At 51.5% G+C, this 19,111-nt stretch carries 18 protein-coding genes and 1 riboswitch; of the genes, 16 read left to right on the plus strand and 2 right to left on the minus strand.

Annotation, left to right across the window (positions count from 1 at the left end; translation table 11 throughout):
- The first annotated feature begins 51 nt into the window (after window positions 1–51).
- The 3 genes from mmdA to HMPREF9453_RS07115 are packed head-to-tail and all read left to right on the plus strand — an operon-like array spanning window position 52 to window position 2,374.
- Window positions 52–1,581 (plus strand): methylmalonyl-CoA decarboxylase subunit alpha, encoded by a 1,530-nt coding sequence (gene mmdA / locus HMPREF9453_RS07105; protein ID WP_008859879.1) that lies wholly within the window; start codon window positions 52–54, stop codon window positions 1,579–1,581.
- A gap of 41 nt (window positions 1,582–1,622) precedes the next feature.
- On the plus strand, window positions 1,623–1,937 hold the full coding sequence (locus tag HMPREF9453_RS07110) for a hypothetical protein (RefSeq protein ID WP_008859880.1): 315 nt from the start codon (window positions 1,623–1,625) through the stop codon (window positions 1,935–1,937).
- Between the two features lie 38 nt (window positions 1,938–1,975).
- Complete coding sequence (locus HMPREF9453_RS07115; protein ID WP_008859881.1) at window positions 1,976–2,374, plus strand: acyl-CoA carboxylase biotin carboxyl carrier protein subunit; 399 nt, start codon at window positions 1,976–1,978, stop codon at window positions 2,372–2,374.
- A 332-nt stretch (window positions 2,375–2,706) separates the two neighbouring features.
- On the opposite strand, the gene HMPREF9453_RS07120 is transcribed toward HMPREF9453_RS07115, so the two are convergent.
- Complete coding sequence (locus tag HMPREF9453_RS07120; protein ID WP_008859882.1) at window positions 2,707–3,177, minus strand: methylmalonyl-CoA mutase; 471 nt, start codon at window positions 3,175–3,177, stop codon at window positions 2,707–2,709.
- Between the two features lie 200 nt (window positions 3,178–3,377).
- Window positions 3,378–3,550: riboswitch (cobalamin riboswitch) on the plus strand.
- Between the two features lie 231 nt (window positions 3,551–3,781).
- On the opposite strand from HMPREF9453_RS07120, the gene HMPREF9453_RS07125 reads away from it, so the two are divergent.
- The 8 genes from HMPREF9453_RS07125 (at window position 3,782) to HMPREF9453_RS07165 (ending at window position 14,324) form a co-directional block, all read left to right on the plus strand.
- A complete protein-coding gene (locus HMPREF9453_RS07125) occupies window positions 3,782–6,061 on the plus strand; it encodes an acyl-CoA mutase large subunit family protein (RefSeq protein WP_008859883.1) in 2,280 nt (759 codons plus the stop codon).
- 1 nt (window position 6,062) lies between these two features.
- On the plus strand, window positions 6,063–8,258 hold the full coding sequence (gene scpA / locus HMPREF9453_RS07130; RefSeq protein ID WP_008859884.1) for a methylmalonyl-CoA mutase: 2,196 nt from the start codon (window positions 6,063–6,065) through the stop codon (window positions 8,256–8,258).
- An 11-nt stretch (window positions 8,259–8,269) separates the two neighbouring features.
- Window positions 8,270–9,436 (plus strand): methylmalonyl Co-A mutase-associated GTPase MeaB, encoded by a 1,167-nt coding sequence (gene meaB, locus HMPREF9453_RS07135; protein WP_008859885.1) that lies wholly within the window; start codon window positions 8,270–8,272, stop codon window positions 9,434–9,436.
- Window positions 9,437–9,518: 82 nt separating this feature from the next.
- Window positions 9,519–10,124 carry a peptide-methionine (S)-S-oxide reductase gene (locus tag HMPREF9453_RS07140; protein WP_008859886.1) on the plus strand — a complete coding sequence of 202 codons (606 nt, stop codon included), beginning with the start codon at window positions 9,519–9,521 and terminating at the stop codon, window positions 10,122–10,124.
- Between the two features lie 198 nt (window positions 10,125–10,322).
- A complete protein-coding gene (locus HMPREF9453_RS07145; RefSeq protein ID WP_008859887.1) occupies window positions 10,323–10,991 on the plus strand; it encodes a TerC family protein in 669 nt (222 codons plus the stop codon).
- Window positions 10,992–11,641: 650 nt separating this feature from the next.
- A complete protein-coding gene (gene sucC / locus HMPREF9453_RS07155) occupies window positions 11,642–12,838 on the plus strand; it encodes an ADP-forming succinate--CoA ligase subunit beta (RefSeq protein ID WP_008859888.1) in 1,197 nt (398 codons plus the stop codon).
- Between the two features lie 12 nt (window positions 12,839–12,850).
- Entirely contained in the window at window positions 12,851–13,753 is a 903-nt protein-coding gene (gene sucD, locus HMPREF9453_RS07160; protein WP_008859889.1) for a succinate--CoA ligase subunit alpha, read from the plus strand.
- Window positions 13,754–14,102: 349 nt separating this feature from the next.
- Entirely contained in the window at window positions 14,103–14,324 is a 222-nt protein-coding gene (locus tag HMPREF9453_RS07165) for a hypothetical protein (protein WP_008859890.1), read from the plus strand.
- Window positions 14,325–14,610: 286 nt separating this feature from the next.
- Here the strand turns inward: HMPREF9453_RS07165 and HMPREF9453_RS07170 are convergent, their stop codons facing one another.
- Window positions 14,611–15,306 carry a hypothetical protein gene (locus HMPREF9453_RS07170; RefSeq protein WP_008859891.1) on the minus strand — a complete coding sequence of 232 codons (696 nt, stop codon included), beginning with the start codon at window positions 15,304–15,306 and terminating at the stop codon, window positions 14,611–14,613.
- A gap of 358 nt (window positions 15,307–15,664) precedes the next feature.
- Here HMPREF9453_RS07170 and HMPREF9453_RS07175 point away from each other — a divergent pair, with 358 nt between their 5' ends.
- The 5 genes from HMPREF9453_RS07175 (at window position 15,665) to HMPREF9453_RS07195 (ending at window position 19,061) form a co-directional block, all read left to right on the plus strand.
- Window positions 15,665–16,252, plus strand: a complete 588-nt coding sequence (locus tag HMPREF9453_RS07175; protein WP_008859892.1) for a phosphatase PAP2 family protein — start codon at window positions 15,665–15,667, stop codon at window positions 16,250–16,252.
- A gap of 5 nt (window positions 16,253–16,257) precedes the next feature.
- Window positions 16,258–17,301: a helix-turn-helix transcriptional regulator gene (locus HMPREF9453_RS07180; protein WP_008859893.1), complete on the plus strand. Its 1,044-nt coding sequence runs from the start codon at window positions 16,258–16,260 to the stop codon at window positions 17,299–17,301.
- Window positions 17,298–18,053 (plus strand): hypothetical protein, encoded by a 756-nt coding sequence (locus HMPREF9453_RS07185; RefSeq protein ID WP_148363731.1) that lies wholly within the window; start codon window positions 17,298–17,300, stop codon window positions 18,051–18,053. The genes HMPREF9453_RS07180 and HMPREF9453_RS07185 overlap by 4 nt, the downstream gene beginning before the upstream one ends.
- Entirely contained in the window at window positions 18,046–18,465 is a 420-nt protein-coding gene (locus HMPREF9453_RS07190) for a GerW family sporulation protein (protein ID WP_008859895.1), read from the plus strand. Before HMPREF9453_RS07185 ends, HMPREF9453_RS07190 begins: the two co-directional genes overlap by 8 nt.
- Window positions 18,466–18,644: 179 nt before the next feature.
- Complete coding sequence (locus HMPREF9453_RS07195; RefSeq protein ID WP_008859896.1) at window positions 18,645–19,061, plus strand: OmpH/Skp family outer membrane protein; 417 nt, start codon at window positions 18,645–18,647, stop codon at window positions 19,059–19,061.
- Window positions 19,062–19,111: the final 50 nt, after the last annotated feature.

Consider the following 19,111-nt stretch of genomic DNA (forward strand, 5'->3'; position numbering starts at 1 on the left):
GGGTAAGTCATCCCCCCTGTGGGGGACCCTAAAATTTTTGGAGGTGTAAGAATGGCAACTGTTGAAGAAAGAATTGAACTTCTCCATAAAAACCTCGCTCATGTAGAGGCTATGGGTGGCGAAAAACGTGTTGAAAAACAGCATGCAAAAGGCAAACTGACTGCTCGTGAAAGACTTGCTCTTCTGTTTGATGAAGGCACTTTCGTAGAAGTCAATGCCCTTGTAAAATCCCGCTGCCACAACTTCGGCCAGGAAAAGAAAGATCTCCCTGGTGAAGGCGTAGTAACAGGTTACGGCACTGTTGATGGAAGACTTGTATTTGCATTCGCTCAGGACTTCACCGTAGAAGGCGGCTCCCTTGGTGAAATGCATGCAGCTAAGATCGTTCACGTAAATGAACTGGCTCTGAAAGTCGGTGCACCTTGCGTAGGCCTGAACGATTCCGGCGGAGCTCGTATTCAGGAAGCTGTCGATGCCCTCTCCGGCTACGGCAAGATTTTCTGGTGCAACACCATTGCATCCGGCGTTATTCCTCAGATTTCCGCAATCATGGGACCATCTGCAGGCGGCGCTGTATACTCCCCGGCTCTGACCGACTTCATTTACATGGTTAAGAAAACATCTCAGATGTTCCTGACCGGCCCGGCTGTAGTAGAATCCGTAACAGGCGAAAAGATTACAGCTGAAGCACTCGGCGGCGCAATGACCCACAACCGTACTTCTGGTGTAGCTCAGTTCGCAGCTGAAAACGACGAAGACTGCATTAAACAGATTCGTTACCTGCTCTCCTTCCTGCCTTCCAACAACATGGAAGATGCTCCTATCGTTGAAACCGGTGATGATCCCACAAGAACCGATCCGGCCCTCGATACCCTTATGCCTGAAAGCTCCAATGCTCCATATAACATGTACGATGTTATTAAGTCCATTGTAGATAACGGCGAATACTACGATGTAGCTAAGGAATTTGCAAAGAACATCATCACCTGCTTCGCTCGTATGGACGGACAGACTGTTGGTATCATTGCTAACCAGCCGGCATTCATGGCAGGCTGCCTTGACTACAACGCATCCGATAAAGCAGCTCGTTTCATTCGTTTCTGCGACTGCTTCAATATTCCGGTTCTTAACATCGTCGATGTACCAGGCTTCCTGCCCGGCAAACAGCAGGAATATGCCGGCGTAATTCGTCACGGCGCTAAGATGCTGTTCGCTTACTGCGAAGCTACCGTTCCGAAGATCACCATGATTCTCCGTAAAGCATACGGCGGCTCCTACATTGCTATGTGCTCCCGTGAACAGGGCGCTGACCAGGTATTCGCTTGGCCGACCGCTGAAATCGCTGTTATGGGACCTGCAGGCGCAGCTAACATCATCTTCAAGAAAGATCCGAACAAAGAACAGCGTACAAAGGAATATGTCGAAGAATTCGCTACTCCTTACAAAGCTGCAGAACGCGGCTATGTAGATGCAGTTATCGATCCGAGAAACACTCGTCCGACAATCATCAATGCACTGAAGATGCTTGCTTCCAAGCACGAAGTACATCCGGCAAAGAAACACGGAAACATTCCGCTCTAATATTTGCCGCTTAAATACTCTAATTGAAAGGATGGGTACAGATGGATAACAGTACAGTTATGTATATCGCGGTATTTGCTGCCGTTGTTGCAGTAATTGCCCTGATCATGATCTGGCAGGTACGTTCATCTCTCAATCAGTCCGCAGCACCGGCACCGGCCGCAGCTCCCAAGAGAGCAGCTGCAGCTCCTAAAGCAGCTCCCAAAGCTGCTGACAATGGTGCAGTCGTAGCAGCAATTGCTGCTGCTATCGTTGCTATGGGTGGCGGCGAAATCGTCTCCATCCGCCCGGCAGCTAGAACCGGCTGGACAACCGCAGCCCGCATTGCAGGCGTTTCCGGCAATCAGCAGTTCTAATTGAAAGTTGAAAGTACAATCATTTAGGAGGAAAGACAATGAGAAAATTTACTGTAACAGTTAACGGCCAGGATTACGATGTAGTAGTTAAAGATGGCGGCGCTGCAGCAGCAGCTCCGGCTCCGGCAGCAGCTCCGAAAGCAGCTCCGGCTCCAGCAGCAGCTCCGGCTCCGGCTCCCGCTCCGGCTCCGGCTCCCGCTCCGGCAGCAGCTCCTGCAGGTGCAGGCGAATCCGTTGAAGCTCCGATGCCTGGTAAAGTTATCCGCATCAACAAACATGTTGGTGATGCAGTAGCTTCCGGCGACGAAGTCCTCGTTCTCGAAGCTATGAAGATGGGCAACCCGATCATGGCTCCATGCGATGGCAAAGTAACCTCCATGCAGGTTTCCGAAGGCCAGAGCGTACAGGGCGGCGATCCGCTGTTCACCGTTGGCTAATCCCAGCTTGAACTATGCATAAGAAAAAGCAGTGCTTCGGCACTGCTTTTTTTATTGCCTTCATGGTATGAGAGCAAGAAAAATCTCTTTACATGATGGCAGGCTTTTTTTCCCTATGCCAAAGCTCATTTCTCATTCCCCTTCTGCTTTGTGATGCCTCTTATGATCATGGTCTTCTTCTATGAAAAGAAATGATAACTCCCTTTTTGTCTCCCTTATTTCTTCTATTCGTGGAAATAGGGTAAAGTGAGGTGCCCTTTGGTTCTCTGGGTGCTTAAGGGCCTGTAATTTCTATGGATTTAGACCGTTAAGAAAGGCAACTCTCTGCTTTCTTAATCATTTTCATCCTCCATCTGGGCCATGAGGAGGCCAAGCATAGTGAGGCCTGCCTGTTCCAGGGGATAATCCTTTGGGAAAACAGCGGCTATGCCATAGCGGAAGAGTGTTTCTTTCTCTTTTTCTTCTCCCTGCTGTAAAGCAATAAGGATGTCATCCCTGCCTTGCAGGGTGAGGGCTCTTTCCAGTTCCACTGTCAGACGGACTCTATGGGGACTGTCGGTACTGAAGTAAATGAAATGGACATCGTTTTCTATGGCATGGCGTGCGGTGTCTTCCGGGGTTTCCATGGAGCCTACATCCACGTCCCAGCCTCCATCGGCGAAGGTGGTGGCAGCCAGCTTCCTTTCTTCTTTGGAATGGTCTTCTTCCATGTCTGCCATGTAGAGACGAGGCCTTCTGCCTTCCATGTCTGCCAATTTTTTTGTCAGTTCTACCGACTTCTGACGTTCCATTTCCTGATTCATTATGATTCTCCTTATTTGTGAAATAAAGAATGACCAATGAATTATTCATTCTTTATTCATTATACTTTCTTTTATGCCTTTATTTCAAATATTATTTGCAAATAAAATTATAAATTAACAGTAAAATTAGATAAAAATCACAGTAAAATAATTGACACTTAGAAATTAATGAATTATACTGTGGATGTAGTCTTTTGGACAATTTCACATTTCTGACAGATGCGAAAGCATAAAAGAGAATCCGGTATAAGCCGGAGCGGTCCCGCCACTGTAAGGAGGAGTTCCTGCTCAAAAATGTCACTGGGGAAACCTGGGAAGGCGAGCAGGAATGAGGAGTCCAAGCCAGGAGAACTATCTGTCAAAGAATCACCGTTAGGGAAGCTCGATTTTCAAAATAAATCCTGCTTCCAGAAACCTGCGAATGATGGGGAGGGGATTGGGACATATTGTCCCTCTGACCGGCTGCCATCCATAGGTGCCGGCTTTTTTCATGCCAATATACCTTGAAGGAGGTGAAACTCGGGGTCATGGTGGAATTGTCCGGAGAAGTTCTGATACTATCGGAATCTCTGCTTCTCTCATGTTGTTAAAGGAGGATATATTCATGGATGAACAGAAATCCCAGGAACCGGTAAAACAGCTGACAGATAAAGAGCTTGAAGCGATCCTTAAAAAATCTGAAGGAAAAACGGATTTCCCGGCAGTTAAATTTGATGAATTCACACCGCCCACATGGGAAGAATGGGTGGATGCCTGCAATGCACTTCTCAAAGGCAAGCCTTTTGATAAACTCATGTATACGAAAACTTATGAAGGCATTACGTTCGATCCCATTTACACGCTCCGCACCGGTCCTGTAGCTATGGATAAGGACCTGCCTCTTGATGATTATCCAGGGATGGGTGATTATCTCCGGGGGTCCACGGTGAATGGCTATAAGGAAGCGCCCTGGGGCATTGCCCAGGCCTGCGACGAGACGCTGCCTTCCGAAAATAATGAGCTTTTGAAGCATGAAATCGATAAGGGGTCCACGGTGTATAATGTCCGTCTTGACAGTGCATCCATGGATGGTGTGGATGTGAAGGATGCGGAAAAACCGGGGGACACCGGCGTATCTATTACGACGCTGGAAGACATGGCTCATCTTCTGGATGGCCTTGATCTTAAGACCTATCCTTTCATGATGTACTGCGGACCTTCCGCTGTCCGCATGATTGCACTGGCAGCTGCTGCATTGAAAGCAAAGGGAAAAGATACCAGTGAACTTCATGGTGTAATCGGTGCCAATCCTTTGGCTCAGCTGGCAAAGAATGGTACTCTGATCAAGCCGCTCTCTGCCTGCTATGACGACATGGCAGAATCTATCCGCTGGGCCAGGAAGAATGCACCCCATCTTCGTACCATCATGGCGAGAAGCGAAGTGTTCTCCAGAGGCGGTGCCAATGCAGTGCAGGAAGTGGCTTATACCTTCGCCATGGCGGTGGAATATATCCGGGAAATGGAAAAGAGAGGAGTTTCCATTCATGATATAGCCCAGTCCATCAATTTCGGATTCAATGTGGGTAACGTATTCTTTATTGAAATCGCCAAACTCCGGGCTGCCCGGGAAGTATGGGCCAATATCATGAAGGCCTTCGGCGCTGAAGAAGCAGACAGGAGCTGCCGTATCCATTCCCGTCCCGCTTATTTCTACCGCACCATTTTTGATGCCGGCGTCAATATGCTTAGAAATACGACAGCCATGTTCTCCGCCGTGGTGGGCGGCGTAGATACCTACGAAAACGAGCCCTATGATGAAACGGTGAGAAAGGGGGATGAATTCTCCCGCCGTATAGCAAGAAATGCCCATATTATCCTGCAGGAAGAATTCGGCATGCTTCGTCCTATCGACCCTGCCGGCGGTTCCTGGGCCTTGGAACATCTGACGAAGGAAATGGCTGGAAAAATCTGGAAGGAATTCCAGAAAATCGAGTCCATGGGCGGCTTTACGAAAGCCCTGGAAGCCGAATATCCGCAGGAACAGATCCTTGATATCCTGAAGCAGCGTTTCAAGGCACTGGATTTCCGCAAAGACCGGGCTGTAGGAAACAACATGTATCCGAACATGGCGGAAGAACTCATCGAACCAAGACCGGAAGATACACCGACTCTCAAGAAACAGCTTGTGAAAGGGGTAGAAGATTACAGGAAGGACATGGACAAGGAGTACCTGGGGAAAAAGCTGGAAGAACTGGAAGCATCTCCGGTTGCCGGAAAGCTGGATAAGGCTATCGAAGCCTTTTCTGCCGGTGCCACCCAGAACGAGGTCTATAAGGCCATGATTCCGGATGGGGAAGCAGAAAAAGTTCGTCCTATCACGGAACACCGCTGGACAGAACGGTTTGAGCGTCTCCGCTTTGATACGGAAAATTATAAGAAAGAAACAGGAAAGAATGTGGAAGTCTTCCTGGCCAATATGGGACGTATCCCGCAGCACAAGGCAAGGGCCGATTTTTCCACTTCGTTCCTGCAGGTAGGCGAATTCAATGTGCATTTGAACAACGGCTTCCAGGATGACGAAGGAAAACCGGGCTCCCGCTGGGATAAATGCGTGGAAGCGCTGAAAGCTGGCTGTGACGATAAGGGTACGCCCTATGACTGTGCCGTTATCTGCTCCAAGGATGACACCTATCCTGAAGATGTACCGGCTCTGGCTCCCCGGCTGAAGGAAGTGCTTGGCAAAGGGAAACTGTTCCTGGCAGGAGCTGCACCAAAAGACCTGGAGCAGACATACCGTGATGCCGGTATTGACGATTTCATCAGTGTGAAGGCAAACTGCTATGAGATCATCCGCAGTCTTCAGAGGGAAAAAGGCATGAAGATTACGGAAGAGGAGGTAAAATAATATGGCAATGAATCCCGATTTCACAAAACTGGACCTGGAAAATCATCCTTCCTGTGATTACGATGTCTGGAAAACAGGGCTGGAAGAAACGACGGGCAAATCCTACAATGATTTGTACGACACCACCCTGGAGCGTATCCCCGTAGGTCCCCTGTATACCAAAGATATTTATAAAGAATGCAATCATCTGGATTTTATGAGCGGCATTCCTCCGTTCCTGAGAGGCCCCTACTCCACCATGTATGTATTCCGTCCATGGACAGTACGTCAGTATGCCGGCTTCTCCACAGCCGAAGAATCCAATGCCTTTTATAAGAGAAACCTGGCTGCCGGGCAGAAGGGGCTGTCCATTGCATTCGACCTTCCTACCCACCGGGGCTACGATGCGGATAACCCCCGCGTAGTAGGCGATGTGGGCAAGGCAGGCGTATCGGTATGCTCCATGCTGGACATGAATATCCTCTTTGACGGTATCCCCCTGGACCAGATGTCCGTATCCATGACTATGAATGGCGCCGTGCTTCCCATCCTGGCTTTCTTCATCTGCGCCGGCATTGAGCAGGGGGTAGACAGGAAAATCCTCCAGGGCACTATCCAGAACGATATCCTGAAGGAATTCATGGTCCGCAACACCTACATCTATCCGCCGGCCATGTCCATGCGTATCATCGGCGATATCTTCGAATACACCACCAAGTACATGCCGAAGTTCAATTCCATTTCCATTTCCGGCTACCACATCCAGGAATGCGGCGCTACCTGCGACCTGGAACTGGGCTATACCCTGGCTGATGGCATGGAATACATCCGCTGCGGTGAAAAAGCAGGACTGCCGGTGGATGCTTTCGCCAAGCGTCTGTCCTTCTTCTGGGACCAGGGCAAGAACTACTTCATGGAAGTAGCCAAGATGAGGGCTGCCAGAGTGCTGTGGGCTAAGATTCTGAAAGGCTTTGGCGCCAAAAATCCGAAGTCCATGGCTCTCCGTACCCATTCGCAGACCTCCGGCTGGTCCCTTACCGAACAGGATCCCTTCAACAATATCACCAGAACCTGTATGGAAGCCATGTCCGCAGCCCTGGGCCACACCCAGTCCCTGCACACCAACGCCCTGGACGAAGCCATCGCGCTGCCTACAGACTTCTCTGCCCGTCTGGCAAGAAATACGCAGCTCTATATCCAGGATGAAACGAAGGTTTGCAAGATTATCGATCCCTGGGGCGGTTCCTACTATCTGGAATACCTGACCAATGAAATGATTAAACGGTCCTGGGCCCATATCCAGGAAGTGGAATCTCTGGGAGGCATGGCCAAGGCTATTGCCACAGGCCTTCCGAAGATGCGTATCGAGGAATGCGCTGCCCGCCGCCAGGCTGACATTGATTCCGGCAGAGAAACCATTGTAGGCCTGAACAAGTATCGTCTGGCCAAGGAAGACCCGTTGAACGTACTCTCCATTGACAATACCGCCGTACGGAATGCGCAGATTAAACGCCTTGAAAAGCTCCGCTCCATCCGGGATCCAGAAAAAGTACGCCGGGACCTGGAACACATTACCAAGTGTGCCGAGAGCAGGGACAATGGCAACCTTCTGGACGCTGCCGTACAGGCAGCCCATGACCGCTGCTCTCTGGGTGAAATTTCCGACGCCGTGGAAAAGGTGTCCGGCCGCTACAACGCCACCATCCATACCGTATCCGGCGTGTATTCCAGCGAATTCCAGGATAACGGCCAGTTTGACAAGGCTAAGAAACTGATTGAAGAATTTGATGCACTCGAAGGCCGCCGTCCCCGTATCTTCTTCTGCAAGATGGGTCAGGACGGTCATGACAGAGGCCAGAAGGTACTGGCATCCTCCTTTGCCGACATGGGCTGGGACGTGGACGTAGGTCCCCTGTTCCAGACACCGGAAGAAGCGGCCCAGGATGCCGTAGATAACGATGTTCATATTGTTGGCTTCTCCTCTTTGGCTGCAGGACACAAGACACTGCTTCCAGCCCTGGTGGAAGAACTGAAGAAACGGGGCCGCAGCGATATCCTCGTTTGCATTGGCGGCGTTATCCCACCCCAGGATTACCAGTATCTCTATGACCATGGCGCCACTGCTATCTTTGGACCGGGCACCAATATCCCGAAGTGCTGCATCGAACTTCTGCAGATCCTTGTGGACCGTGCCAAAGCCGAAGCCAGGGAAGGATAAGGTAAGTGCTTATGCCTGATAACGATGATGACCTGAGACCCAGCTGGGTGCCGAAGGAAAAGAACCCTGAATTTGCCTGTACCGTTATGCGCGGCATTGACAGTGCCGTGAACAGCGTTACCAGTGCCAAGTATTACCCGAAGGAAAATCTCCGCCGCGTACCGCTTCGGAAGAAAATGAGCGTGGAAGAATATGTGGAAGGCGTGAAAAAGGGGGACCGTATGATTCTGGCCAAGGCCATTACCCTCATTGAGAGTAACGCCCCCAAAGACTTCGATAAAGCCCAGCGCGTCCTGCAGGCACTCCTTCCCAGGACAGGACATTCCCTCCGTATCGGTATCACCGGTGTCCCCGGCGCAGGCAAGAGTACCTTCATCGAAGCCTTCGGGCAGCTTCTCTGTCAGCAGGGCTATAAAGTAGCCGTGCTGGCGGTGGACCCTACCAGCTCCATCACCGGCGGCTCCATTCTGGGCGATAAGACCAGGATGCAGAAACTGTCCCGGGAACCGAACTGTTTCATCAGGCCCTCTCCCTCCGGCGGTACCCTGGGAGGCGTGGCCAGGAAGAGCCGTGAAACCATGATGCTCTGCGAAGCGGCAGGCTGTGATGTGATCCTGGTAGAAACCGTAGGCGTAGGCCAGTCAGAAACCACAGTCCGTTCCATGGTAGATTTCTTTATGCTGGTGGTTCTTACCGGTGCCGGCGATGACCTTCAGGGCATCAAGAAAGGCATTATGGAACTGGCCGATGCCATCGTGGTGAACAAGGCCGATGGGGACAATCTGGAAAGAGCTAAGGTCACCCAGGGAGAATACGAACGGATGGTAGAATTTATCCGCCCCGCTACGGAAGGCTGGAAAACCCATGCCTACCGCTGCTCTGCTCTGCAGAAAACGGGACTTCTGGAATTGTGGGCAGTGATGCGGGAATTTGAAAAGGTGACGAAAAAATCCGGCGCCTTTGAAAACCGACGCCAGCGCCAGATCATCGCCTGGGTCAAAACCATGATTGACGAGCATCTGCACAATCTCTTCTATGAAGACCCTGTCATCAAAGGCAGACTTCCGGAAGTGAGGGCAGCCGTGCTGGCAGGGGTGGTATCACCCAGCCAGGCAGTGGCGGAACTGATCAGGACCTTCGATCTTGATCGCGCCGCCGCCCGCCATTTGGATTCATAAGGAAATCCGACCTGCGAAAAGGGGGAGCGTCCATTACGGGGCCGCTCCCCCTTTCGCTAAATCCAAAGTCAAGGAGGAAATCATGTATATCAATGGAGCATTCATGAAAGAATTGTACCTGGCGGGAGGACCCTACTACGGACTGCAGGAGGTTTTCTCCCGGGTCAAAGGCGTGGCCCGGGTGCGGGCAGGCTTTGCCAACTGCAGCAGCGACTCCCCTTCAAAGGAAGACATATACAGCGGCAAAGTGGAAGGCAGGGAATGCATACAGGTCATTTACAATCCGAAGAAAATCGACATTGTCAGCCTCCTTTCCCTCTTCTTTACCATTATCAACCCCTATACCGACGGCATCCAGGGGAAAGCCGAGGGGCCTCAGTTCCGGAGCGGTGTTTACTACACCAGCCCTGAAGATACCATGCAGATCAGCTATTACCTGACATTCCTGCAGAACCGCGGCATCCACCGCCGCATGACCGACGATGCAGTGGTATTCAATGCATTTGAAGGAGAAGGTGGAAGGCGGCCGCCGATTCGGACGGAAATGAAGAGGCTGGAAAACTTCTACGAAGCGCCGGAAGAAGAACAGTACTTCCTGAGAAAGCACCCAGGCACCTACACGCCCATTCATATAGACCTTCTGGAAGAACTGGGAACCATAGGGAAAGTGGAGAATGAAAGGAAGTAAGACTCCTGTTTCCGCCATCCGCCATGGAAAGCCATGATTTCAAGCTCTGGAAGGATGGATTGCTCCTAGGCACTTACCATCTGCGTCCTGTTCATTTGACAGGGCAGGCAGAACGGCTATAATAAGGACTGACAGTTATTCATTGAAAAGAAACGGCAGTGAATCATGCCGTTTCTTTTATTGTGAGGAGAAGAAACCATGGAAATATTTACACTGCAGTTCTGGCTCAGCGTAGGAGCTATTATATTGATGGATTTATCCCTGGGCGGTGATAACGCGGTGGTCATTGCCATGGCTTCCAACCGCCTGCCGGAAAAGGAGCGGAAGAAAGCCATCCTCATCGGCACCATAGGCGCCGTGGGCCTCCGCATGGCTCTGACTGCTGTGGCCGTATGGCTTCTTACCATCCCCTATCTCCAGGTGCTGGGCGGCATCCTCCTGATTCCCATTGCCATCCACCTTCTGGCACCGGGCGATGAAGATCCCCATATAGAAGCATCCGATAATCTGTGGACGGCGGTGAAAACCATTATTCTGGCAGATTTCCTCATGTCCATCGACAATATCCTCTCTGTCGCCGGTGCTGCCAATGGTGATTTCCTTCTGGTAGTCTTCGGCCTCATGGTGAGCATCCCCATCATCGTCATGGGCAGCCAGCTCATAGGAAAAGTACTGGACCGCTTCCCCTTCCTCATGTACGCCGGCGCCGCCATGATCGGCTGGACCTCCGGTACCATGTTCCTCCACGACAAGGTGCTGGGCCCGGTGATTACCGCTGCTTTTGGCAGCTGGATAGAAACGGGCCTCCCCGCTTTCCTGGCTCTGGCGGTCTGCGTCCTGGGATACTTGAAAAGCCATAGGAAATAAAAATCTCCACGTCAAAAAGGCCTCACAGAGAGCTGTGAAGCCTTTTATCGTGGAAAAGAACACACCACATGGCAGGCATTCCATATCCTGCCTTACCCCTGGCCGATGTATGCTTTTCATATTTCCTTGGTTTCAGTGCACTGAAGGGAAACGGCCTTCCTGCTTCCATCCCCTCCCTCCTGCTCCATGGATGGGCGCCTGCAGGATTTCTGAGAGGATTTTGCCGGTTGGCTGTTTCTATAGGGATAGTCATGGAGAAGGGGAAGGCGTATCAGCCCGGGGAGAGTCTATGCCAGAAACCGCTTTGTCATCCTGCTGGTATATGGTCAAAAAGGCCCGGAAAGAGGTGACCCTGGCGCCCTGGAGAGTCTTTCTGCCTGAAATGCTCCTGCACAGGCAAGGCCATCATGCAATGGAGATAGAACTCTTCCAATTCCAGTATATTATCCCTTTTTCTCACTGCATTCTATATAGGCTATGCTAATTTTGCAAAGAGTACCTTATTTATGGGGTTTCACCTTTTTTGCTGACACATAAGGTGATATGATAGGAAATGTAATTGAATCATCGAAAATGAGAGGAAGACCGTTTTTCGTGCCTTCCCCTGGAACCGCAGAGGCGGTTCTTTCATTTCCAAAAGGGGGATGTTTATGAATATACATGAGTATCAGAGCAAGGCCATTATGAAGGAATATGGCATTCATGTGCCTGAAGGATATCCGGCATTCACCGTAGAGGATGCGGTGGCTGCAGCGAAGCGGATCGGCACACCGGTGGTGGTTGTGAAGGCCCAGATTCATGCCGGCGGCCGCGGGGAAGCGGGAGGCGTCAAGCTGGCCCATTCTCCGGAAGAAGTGAGAAAATATGCCAGAGAGCTTCTGGGCAGCATCCTTGTGACCCGCCAGACCGGGCCCCAGGGAAAGAAAGTGAACCGTCTTCTCATCGAAGCAGGCGCCCATATCAAGAAGGAATATTATATTTCCTTTGTGGTGGACAGGGAATCCCGGTGCGTGGTGATGATGGCTTCCGAGTCCGGCGGCATGGCCATCGAAGATGTGGCTGCAGAAAATCCCGAGGCCATTCTGAAGGAATATATCGACCCTGCCATCGGCCTGGCCGATTTCCAGGCAAACCGCATGGCGTATGCTCTTCATATGGAGCAGGCGGTGGTGCCGAAGGCGAAGACTTTTATGAAATATCTGTACAAGCTGTTTGTAGATAAGGACTGCTCCCTGGCAGAATGCAATCCCCTGGTGGTGACAGAGGAGAATGAAGTGCTGGCTCTGGATGCCAAGCTGAATTTTGATGACAGTACCCTGTCCCGTCATCCCGAAATCGTGGCTCTCCGGGATATTACGGAAGAGGACCAGAAGGAAAGAGAAGCGGCGGCAGAAGGATTGAACTATGTAAACCTGGGCGGTGATGTGGCCTGCATGGTGAACGGTGCCGGCCTGGCTATGGCTACGGTGGATATTATTAAGGAAAACGGAGGAGAACCGGCCAATTTCCTGGATGTAGGCGGCGATTCCACACCGGAGAAAATCGTAGCTGCTTTCAAAATCATGCTGGAAGATGACCAGGTGCATGGCATTCTGATCAATATTTTCGGCGGCATCAATAAGTGCGATGTCATTGCCACAGGCATTGTGGAGGCAGCGGCTCTCCTTTCCGGCGGAAAGGAAGAGTTCCCCATTCCTGTGGTGGTGCGTCTGGAAGGACGGAATGTGGAAAAAGGACGGAAGATTCTGGAGGAAGCCCACATTGTGAACCTTTTCCCCGCTTCTTCCATGGATGAGGGCGCTAAGAAAGTGATTCGCCTGGCGAAAGAGCAGAAGGAAAAGAAATAAGGAGGGCTGGTTATGAGTATATTAATCCATAAAGATACGAAGGTCATAGTACAGGGCATTACCGGCAGGGCAGCCCGTTTCCATACAGAACAGATGCAGGCTTACGGTACGAATATCGTAGGCGGTACGGCACCGGGAAAGGCGGGCCAGGTGTGCTGCGGTGTTCCCGTGTTCAATACGGTGAGAGACGCAGTGGCTGTGACCGGCGCCAATGCATCCGTCATTTTCGTGCCGGCTCCCTTTGCAGCGGATGCCATTCTGGAAGCGGTGGAAGCAGGTCTTGACCTGGTGGTATGCATCACAGAGCATATTCCTGTGGAAGACATGGTGAAGGTGCATCGTTATATGGAAGGGAAAAAGACCCGTCTCATCGGGCCGAACTGTCCCGGCATCATCTCTGTGGATGAAGCCAATATTGGTATCATTCCCTCCCAGATTTATAAAAAAGGCCATGTAGGCGTCGTATCCAAATCCGGTACATTGACCTACGAAGCCACCTACCAGCTCACAGAGGCAGGCATTGGCCAGACCACGGCCATCGGTATCGGCGGCGACCCCATCAAGGGTATGGACTTCATCGATACCCTGACCCTTTTCAATGAAGATCCGGAAACGGAAGCGGTGCTTATGATTGGTGAAATCGGCGGTAATGCAGAGGAAAGGGCGGCCCAGTGGATCAGGGAACATATGAAGAAGCCTGTGGCTGCTTTCATCGCAGGCCGCATGGCGCCTCCAGGAAAGCGCATGGGTCATGCGGGGGCCATCATTTCCGGCGGCAAGGGCACGGCGGCTGAAAAGATTGCTGCCTTGAATGCCGTAGGCATTCCGGTGGCCAGAACTGTGGCAGATATCGGAGAAACGGTCATCCAACTGCTGAAGGAAAAGGGCATTTACGAGGACTGCCATACCTGCTGAAGGGTGGAGCTTTAAGAAAAAACTGACTTCATGGTGGAATGTGATTCTGCCAGGAAGTCAGTTTTTTTATGGATTCAGGTAGTTCTTTATAATCATCAGCCCTTTGCGAAGACGGGCCGTATTTCCGGCGGAGCATAGGGATACGCGGAGAAAACTGCTTTCTTCGTGGTTTGAAGCCATAAAACGGCCGGATGGAAGGAAGTCGGGTCCGCCTTGGCGGCAGGGCGGCGCTGTATTCGATTGCGGAAATTGCAGATACAGTGAAGGGGCTGTAATAGAAACGGACTTGACGAAGCCTCTCCTTTCCGCTATTGTAAGGATAAGTCTTTAGGAAGCGGAGGAAGGCAGTATGTTCTCAAAATTTCAGGATTTTCTTCTGGTGGTGGTTCTCTTCTACTCCATTTACCGTATCGGCTTCGGAGAAGGCGTCACTACGGTGAACCTTTTCATCCTTCTCTGTGCTGTGGTGGCGGTCATTTCTATGGCCCTCAAACGGAGCGGTGCCTATGACCGGGCCCACAAGCAGAGGGAAGAGGCTATGAAGAAAAAAGAGGAAAATAAGGAAGACTAAAAAAGAGCCGGCAAGGCTCTTTTTTCATGGAAAATAGGAGGAATAGCCGCTATCGTCTGTCGGCTGTCGGCTGTCGGCTATCGGCTATCGGTTGTCCGCTATCTGCTGGACGCTGTCCGCTATCCGATGTTTGCTATCCGCCAGGCGGCTTTTCACTGATGAGTCATCGGCCAGTCCCGTGACGCTGGGTTTACATCATCGCCGCGCTGGGGGCAATCCGCAACTCTCTGGCCCAAAGACTCTCAAACCTGAGAGTATTAAGAACCTGGGGCCCGTTATTCATTCCCTATGAATCCTCTGCACCTGCAGGGGGCAGCTCCGCCATTTTCCCAAAGGGAATGCCTCTGGTATCCTGTTTATGGTCGGAAATGAAAAGGGCAAGGAGAACATCCTCTTCTTTTTCTATGATGACAGCGGTTATGTAGACCAGCTGGGTCATGCCGCCCCCGGTGAGGAGAAAGCTGGCACTGCCCTGTACGTAGGGAATGTCACCATCTTCCAATTTTTCCTCCCAGCCAGTGAATTTGTGGAGGCGGATGTGGGAGCTGTCCCTGTTGGTGATGGATGAGAGCCTGTCTTCCGGAAGATTTTCCTTAAAGCGGTCTTTCCATAATTGAAATTCTTCTTTGGGCAGGGAGAGTGAGACGCGGTAGCCGCCGTAGTAGCGGCGGCCCTGGCAGCGTACCTGCTCCAGGGATGTAGCACGGCCCAGGGAGACTGCAAGGGAAGCCAGCTCTTCATGGTATTCTGGATGATCAGGGAAAAGGGGAAGCGATTCCATTTCATGGGCCAGTTTTTCTTTCAGATCCTCCCGGGCAAAGAATTCTTTCATTTTCTTTCCTATAAAGCTGTCGTCCGCAGAGGTGACGGTGATGGAGGTTTCCATCATCCTGGCGTATCGACCGGAAAAGGTGAGGGCGTTCAGGAGGATAATGCCTGCCACCGCCAGGATGGAAACCAGGGTAATCAGTACTTTTCTCATGGTAGTCCTTTCTTGTGGATTCATTATACCATGAGAGCAGTGCCGTATGGCTGGAGGAGATTTCTGGCGGCCTGGCGGTCTGGTCTGTGCCCCTTAGGGCATGGACCGCAATGTTTTTTTGCCGACTGGTATGTAGGGACTTAGAGTTTCCATCGATGCGTACCGGGATCCTTCGAAGCGATTGGAATGACTGTGTCCGGTGGGGCCGTAAAACCCTGACGCGAAGCTCTGCCAATCTATCCCTTCCGAACTTACAACCGGGCCTTCCCTTTTTGTCAAACAGTGGGGATTATGATAAAATTAAAAACATAGGAAAGCGGCAGAGGCGGCGGCTTCTCCCGGAAAGAGGTGCTTTTTCATGAATCCGGATTTAGACATAGTAAGAAAAATCAATGGGCTGGCCGGCAGGGTGCGGCCCTTTGACCTGATGATGGATCTGATTGCTCGCTACGGGCATTGGGCATTTGTGATTTACGGCCTGTTTCTCTGGTTTACCCCGGGGAAGGATCGGGAGGTGCGGCGGCGCTGCTGCATTCTTTCGTTTCTGGGCGTATGCGTGGCGTCTCTGATTTCCTTTGCCCTTGGCAAAATATGGTTCAGAAAACGGCCGTTTACCCGGGATTACCGGATATGGAACTTTACCGGCCATAAGGCCAATGCGTCTTTCCCCAGCAACCATACCATGAACGGCGCAGTGGTGGTGATGGAGCTTCTATCCATGCACATGAAGGGGTCCAGGCTGATGACCCTCATGGCCATGATTCTGGCCTTTTCCAGACTTTTTGCAGGGGTTCACTATCCCAGCGATCTTCTGGGCGGCACGGCCGTGGCTTTCCTGGTACACCGCGCCCTGCAGTCCATAGCCCATTCTCCTTTTATCCGCTTTCTCACCGTGATTTCTTCTCTTATCAGTGATGAAGCTATTCGCAGAATCAGAGGGCGGTGATTGGGATGGCAGGAGATAAGAGTGACAGAGGAAGCAAGATGTCCATTATGCGGATCGCGCAGGTCCTCCTTCGGGAGTCGGACCGGGACCATCCGCTGACCCAGCAGGAAATCCTTGATTTCATGGAAACGAAGTATGCCATGACGGTGAGCCGGAAGTCCATCGGCCGGAACCTGAGCCGCCTGAAGGAAGCGGGGCTTCCTGTGGTGTGCCGGGAGGTGACCCGGGTGGTGAACGGTAAGGAAGCACCCCTTGCTCTGGACTGGTACTGGGACCATGTACTGTCCCAGGATGATCTGAAAGTACTGATAGACCTTCTCTATTTCTCCCATCTGCCTGCCCAGCAGGTCCGGCAGCTGTCGGAAAAGCTGAAACGGCTTCAGAGCCGCACCTTTGACGACGGAAAGGAAAATATCAAGAACCTGCCTGCCCTGGGACGGCCGGGAGAGTCGGGAGAGGTGCTGGCCCTTCTGACCCGGGCCCTGTCCCAGAAGAAACAGGTTTCCTTTTACTATGACCATTATGAGGCGGACGGAAAAAAGCACCATGGCTACACAGTGTCCGGCGAAGACAAGCTGTATCGGGTGAGTCCCTATCATTTGGTGGCTTCTGATGATCGCTACTTCCTTCTGGGCAATGAGGAAGGAAGCGAAGGCATTTCTGTTTTTAAGACCGATATGATGTCCCAGGTGACAGTGACAGAAGAGCCAGCGCGGCTGCAGACATCTCTGGAAACCGTGGCGCAGGGCGGAAAGCTCTTATCTTCTCTCTTCGCTTATCACGGCCTGTATACAGGAGATCCGGTGTCATGCACCTTTGAGGCTGACTGGCATCTCATGAGTGACATTGTAGATGATTTTGGCAAGGCGGCCCATCTGGTCTCGGCCCGCCAGGATCTGGTGACGGTGGAAGTGACTATTCCCGCATCCGCCATGAAGGCCTGGGCCCTGAAGCATGCGCCGCTGGTGAAGGTGACGGCGCCCTCATACCTGGTGAAGGAGGTCAAGGAGGCGGCTGACGGTCTCTGCCGTCTCTATGGAGCGCCATGATGATCGTAGAAATCCTTTTGGCCCTTCTGGGTCTGGTGATCCTTCTCCTACTTCTTCCTTTTTCCTATTCCCTTTCCTTTGAAAAATGGAAACTGGAAATCCGGATATCCCTCCTTTTAGGACTGATTTCGAAAAGGAAGACCTTTTCCCTCCATGATGAAGAAGCATCGGCAGAAGGGGAGGACTCTGAAAAGGCCCTGGAAGAGCTGGATGCAGCCCTGGATGCCTTAGAGGCAAGGGTGAAGGGCCGCGAAGAGTCATCGGCAGAAGGAAATCCCATAGAAAAAGCAGCGCCTCTGGAGATGGGGAAAGAAGAAAAAAGGAAAGAGGTTCCCTTTTCCGAAAAGAAGTCCTTCCGAGAGGAAGAGATTTCAAATTCCGGAGAAAAAAAGGGGCCCTCCTATCTTTCCCAGATCTGCTTTGCCCTGGAAAACGGTCTGGCAGAGCGGTTTCTGGAAAGTCTCTCTCTTTTGATTGCCCATGGATTTCCCCGGACTCTGGAGTTCAAAGGTGGGCTTGGGCTGGGAGACCCCATGCCCACTGGTGTCCTTTGCGGCATGGTTTATTCCTTCCTGCCGAAGGCGGCAGAAGAAATCCGGTGGAATTATGTGGATAAAGAGTGTACACTGACAGGAAAGAGTGAGGGAAGGCTCATTCCGCTGTATGTACTGTATATACTTATCAAACTTGCCCTGTCCAAACCGGCAAGAGAATTCTGGCATTTCAGACAAGGGGGAAATGACAATGGATGATGAAGTAAGAAAACAGATTTTTGATGATTTCAAAAAAATGATTACCACAGAATCGGTGGTAGGAGAACCCATCTATCTGGGAGACGCCACCATCGTTCCTTTCGTGGACATTTCCTTCGGCTTCGGCAGCGGCGCCCATGGCGGAAATACTTCCGGCGGCGCCGGCGGCGGAAAGGTGACACCTACGGCAGTGCTCATCATGAAGGGGGAAAGGGTGGAGCTCTTCTCCATTAAGAATGCCACTGCCAATGGAACCATTGATAAGGTTATCAATATGGTGCCGGAAGTGATTTCCCATTTCACCAAAAAGAAGGAAAAGAAGGAAGAGGTGCGGGAGGCCGCTTTGAAGGAAGCCAAGGAGGCCATGGCGGAAGAAGCGGAAACGGCGGCCATCGAAGCCAAGGGAAAATAAACCGTTTTACCCGTAATAGAGGATTTGCAAGAAATCCCGGACAGGCCATTGACACCTGTCGATTCTTTGATTAGAATTAAGCTATGCTTACCTGGTAAGCACTGATTCATCTGAAAAATGATGACATCGGCGCTTCCCTTGAGTCTCCCGAACAACGGGGGCGCAGTTAGGAGGATACTATGAAAATGAATAAAGCAGTAGCAGCTGCAGCTGCTGGTATGATCGCATTTGGTGCCATGTTTTCTGCTTCCGCAGCAGGCATTGGCTATGTAAATTCTAATGCTCTTCTGCAGGCTCATCCGAAAATGCAGAAAGCCCAGCTTGACATGAGAACCGCTGCCCAGAAGGCAGAAGCATCATTCAAGAGCCGCAGTGCAGGCAAGACTGACCAGGAAAAACAGCAGATTGCCACCGAACTGCAGAAAGAAATGGACCAGAAAGAAAGAGCTGCCATGCAGCCTATCCTTTCCGACATTATGAAAGCCATCCAGCAGGTTCGCCAGGAAAAGGGGCTGGATGTGATCCTTGAACAGGGTGCTGTCGTAGACGGCGGTGTAGATGTAACTTCTGCCGTTGCCCAGAAACTTTCAAAATAATGAGTAAAGGAAACGACGCAGCTGCGGCTGCGCCGTTTTTTTCTTTTTGA

The organism is Dialister succinatiphilus YIT 11850 (assembly GCF_000242435.1).
In the GTDB taxonomy this organism is placed as follows: Bacteria; Bacillota; Negativicutes; order Veillonellales; family Dialisteraceae; genus Dialister; species Dialister succinatiphilus.

What these genes read in the sequence shown, in the direction of transcription:
- HMPREF9453_RS07190 (WP_008859895.1), top strand. Translation starts at nt 18,046, where the DNA reads ATGGATGATGAAGTAAGAAAACAGATTTTTGATGATTTCAAAAAAATG.
- scpA (WP_008859884.1), top strand. Translation starts at nt 6,063, where the DNA reads ATGGCAATGAATCCCGATTTCACAAAACTGGACCTGGAAAATCATCCT.
- HMPREF9453_RS07120 (WP_008859882.1), bottom strand. Translation starts at nt 3,177, where the DNA reads ATGAATCAGGAAATGGAACGTCAGAAGTCGGTAGAACTGACAAAAAAA.
- HMPREF9453_RS07180 (WP_008859893.1), top strand. Translation starts at nt 16,258, where the DNA reads ATGGCAGGAGATAAGAGTGACAGAGGAAGCAAGATGTCCATTATGCGG.
- HMPREF9453_RS07170 (WP_008859891.1), bottom strand. Translation starts at nt 15,306, where the DNA reads ATGAGAAAAGTACTGATTACCCTGGTTTCCATCCTGGCGGTGGCAGGC.
- HMPREF9453_RS07195 (WP_008859896.1), top strand. Translation starts at nt 18,645, where the DNA reads ATGAAAATGAATAAAGCAGTAGCAGCTGCAGCTGCTGGTATGATCGCA.
- HMPREF9453_RS07175 (WP_008859892.1), top strand. Translation starts at nt 15,665, where the DNA reads ATGAATCCGGATTTAGACATAGTAAGAAAAATCAATGGGCTGGCCGGC.
- sucD (WP_008859889.1), top strand. Translation starts at nt 12,851, where the DNA reads ATGAGTATATTAATCCATAAAGATACGAAGGTCATAGTACAGGGCATT.
- mmdA (WP_008859879.1), top strand. Translation starts at nt 52, where the DNA reads ATGGCAACTGTTGAAGAAAGAATTGAACTTCTCCATAAAAACCTCGCT.
- HMPREF9453_RS07125 (WP_008859883.1), top strand. Translation starts at nt 3,782, where the DNA reads ATGGATGAACAGAAATCCCAGGAACCGGTAAAACAGCTGACAGATAAA.
- HMPREF9453_RS07165 (WP_008859890.1), top strand. Translation starts at nt 14,103, where the DNA reads ATGTTCTCAAAATTTCAGGATTTTCTTCTGGTGGTGGTTCTCTTCTAC.
- HMPREF9453_RS07185 (WP_148363731.1), top strand. Translation starts at nt 17,298, where the DNA reads ATGATGATCGTAGAAATCCTTTTGGCCCTTCTGGGTCTGGTGATCCTT.
- HMPREF9453_RS07140 (WP_008859886.1), top strand. Translation starts at nt 9,519, where the DNA reads ATGTATATCAATGGAGCATTCATGAAAGAATTGTACCTGGCGGGAGGA.
- HMPREF9453_RS07110 (WP_008859880.1), top strand. Translation starts at nt 1,623, where the DNA reads ATGGATAACAGTACAGTTATGTATATCGCGGTATTTGCTGCCGTTGTT.
- meaB (WP_008859885.1), top strand. Translation starts at nt 8,270, where the DNA reads ATGCCTGATAACGATGATGACCTGAGACCCAGCTGGGTGCCGAAGGAA.
- sucC (WP_008859888.1), top strand. Translation starts at nt 11,642, where the DNA reads ATGAATATACATGAGTATCAGAGCAAGGCCATTATGAAGGAATATGGC.
- HMPREF9453_RS07115 (WP_008859881.1), top strand. Translation starts at nt 1,976, where the DNA reads ATGAGAAAATTTACTGTAACAGTTAACGGCCAGGATTACGATGTAGTA.
- HMPREF9453_RS07145 (WP_008859887.1), top strand. Translation starts at nt 10,323, where the DNA reads ATGGAAATATTTACACTGCAGTTCTGGCTCAGCGTAGGAGCTATTATA.